At 25.6% G+C, this 2,669-nt stretch carries 4 protein-coding genes; all 4 read left to right on the top strand.

What is annotated here, in order from left to right:
• Positions 1-225: 225 nt before the first annotated feature.
• The 4 genes from rpsF to ychF are packed head-to-tail and all read left to right on the top strand — an operon-like array spanning position 226 to position 2,601.
• On the top strand, positions 226-675 hold the full coding sequence (rpsF, locus tag ACXX88_RS04045) for a 30S ribosomal protein S6 (protein WP_458557485.1): 450 nt from the start codon (positions 226-228) through the stop codon (positions 673-675).
• A 14-nt stretch (positions 676-689) separates the two neighbouring features.
• The gene (locus ACXX88_RS04050) at positions 690-1,187 is read left to right on the top strand and encodes a single-stranded DNA-binding protein (protein WP_436359097.1); all 498 of its coding nucleotides are present in this window, start codon (positions 690-692) and stop codon (positions 1,185-1,187) included.
• Positions 1,188-1,203: 16 nt separating this feature from the next.
• A complete protein-coding gene (gene rpsR / locus ACXX88_RS04055; protein ID WP_436359096.1) occupies positions 1,204-1,449 on the top strand; it encodes a 30S ribosomal protein S18 in 246 nt (81 codons plus the stop codon).
• A 48-nt stretch (positions 1,450-1,497) separates the two neighbouring features.
• Positions 1,498-2,601: a redox-regulated ATPase YchF gene (ychF, locus tag ACXX88_RS04060; RefSeq protein WP_458559667.1), complete on the top strand. Its 1,104-nt coding sequence runs from the start codon at positions 1,498-1,500 to the stop codon at positions 2,599-2,601.
• Positions 2,602-2,669 lie beyond the last annotated feature (68 nt).

Consider the following 2,669-nt stretch of genomic DNA (forward strand, 5'->3'; position numbering starts at 1 on the left):
ATCATTAAATTAACACATATTTATAAAAAGTGACATTTTATATCTGTAATTACATAATATATAATAAAAAAATGTATTATATTTTGTATAAGAAAATATGTTTAAGTAAAATCTTTTTACAAATTTAATAGATAATTAAGCAAAATATTATATAATTCAAAAGAGTATTTCTAATATATACTCCTTGATCTTGAAAAAAGATCCTGATGACCGAAAGGAGCCAAAATGGCAAAATACGAAATTATGCTAATTTTAGCACCAACAGAAGATGTTGCATTAGCAGAAAAAATTGCAAAAGAAGTTTTTTCAAATGGTGTTAAAAGTGTAGAAAAATTAGATAGAACTGAGTTAGCTTATCCAATCAATAAATCTAAAACAGGAATTTTTGTTTTAATGAATGTAGAATCAGAAGAAAGCAAAATTGCTGAATTTGTTAGAAAAACAAACATTCAAAAAACAATTTGAAGAAGTCTTGTTGTTAACTTAGACACAGAAAAAGGTTTAAATAGAAAAGTAAAACCTAAAAAACGTAAACTTTCATTCTTTAAAAATCAACAAAACTCAAAAGAAAATTCTAATTCTGAAAATTCAGAACAAAATAAAGAAACAAAAGCTGAAGAAAAAAAAGTTGTTAAAAGAACAAGAGTTACAAAAAAAACTGAAAATAAAGAATAATAAGGGAGTTTGCAATGAATAAAGTTATATTAATAGGAAGAATAGCGAATAATTTAGAATTAAATAAAACTAAATCTAATATTAGTTATTTAAGATTAACAGTTGCTGTATCAAGAAGATATTCAACTAATGATGGCAATGAAATTACTGATTTTATACCTGTTGTAGTTTGAAGAAATAGTGCTGAATTTTTAGCAAGAAATGCATCAAAAGGTTCTAGAATCCTTGTGGAAGGTTCCTTTGCTACAAATAGTTTTGTTAATAATCAAGGACAAAACGTTACTTCAAATGAAGTTTCTGCTGAAAATGTAACTTTATTAGAAAGCAAGCAAGAAAGCGAAAATAGAAGAAAAAATATTAATAATAACCCTTCTGTTTCAGCAACAAATCCTGCAGAACCAACATTTTCAACTGTAAATAATTCAGAATATTCATCAAAAAATAATGTAGAAAAAACTACTTTAAATGATGATGAAGAAGAAACAGATTGAGATGTTGAAAGTTTTTTATAATTAACTAAGGAGAAAAATGATTAATCGTAAAGTAAAAAAACAATTCAAAAAAAGACCTTGTAATTTTTGTTTAGAATCAATGCAATATATTGATTACAAAAACACAGAATTACTTAAAAAATATATTAGTAGTCATGGAAAAATTCATCCTTCAAGATTAACTGGTACATGTTCTAGACATCAAAGATTATTATCTACAGCTATCAAAAGAGCAAGAATTATTGCATTATTACCATTCGTATCTGAAAGAATTAGAAAATAATATAAAAATCTTTAGAGCAATACTCTAAAGATTTTTTAAAGGAGAAATATGTCATTAAAAGCCGGAATAGTTGGATTACCTAACGTAGGAAAATCCACTTTGTTTTCTGCATTAACAAAAGTGCAAGCTGAATCAGCAAATTATGCTTTTACAACTATTGAACCAAATATTTCAATAGTTGAATTAAAAGATAAAAGATTAAACGAAATTGCAAAATTTGTTAATCCTGAAAGAATCTTGCCAACAACCTTTACTTTCGTTGATATAGCAGGGTTAGTATCAGGAGCTTCTAAAGGAGAAGGTCTTGGTAATAAATTTTTATCTAATATAAGAGAAGTAGATGCAATTATTCAAGTTGTTCGTTGCTTTGAAAACAAAGATATTTTACATGTTGCAAATGAAATAAATCCTAAAAACGATGTGGAAGTAATTAATTTAGAATTATTACTTGCTGATATGCAAGTAATTGAAAATGTCATTAAAAGGGTAGAAAAGAAAGCACTCAATAGTAGTGATAAAGATGTAAAGGCGGAATATCAAGCTGCTTTAAAACTCAAAAAAGCATTTGATAATAATATTCCAGCAAGAAACGTTAATTTATCAGAAGAAGAATTAAAAATTGTCAAAGGTTACCAGTTATTAACATTAAAACCTATATTATATGTTGGAAATATTTCTCAAGAAGATATAGAAAATCCTTTGAATAATAAACATTTTTATAATCTTAAAACTCTTGTTGATTCTTACAATAATTTATTACTTCCTATTTCTATCCAATTAGAATATGAAATTAGTTTATTAAATGATGAAGATAAACAAATGTTTCTAGATGAATATAAATTAGAATATTCAGGACTAGAAATTTTAACAAGAGAAGCATTTAAACTTTTAAATTTAGCAACTTATTTTACAGCGGGTGTTAAAGAAGTTAGAGCTTGAACTTTTACTAAAGGAATGTTTGCACCACAATGTGCAGGAATCATTCATAGTGATTTTGAAAAAAAATTCATAAAAGCTGAAATAATCAGTTATAACGATTATATTGATAATGGTGGTGAAAAAAACGCTAAAGAACAAGGAAAAATGCGTCTAGAAGGAAAAAATTACGAAATGCAAGATGGCGATATTTGTTTATTTAAATTTGGAAAATAAAAAATGAGATACTTTAAACAGGGACATAAATTTGGGACACCAAATTTATGTTTTTATTTAAGGAGAAA

The organism is Mycoplasma sp. 5370 (assembly GCF_054343435.1).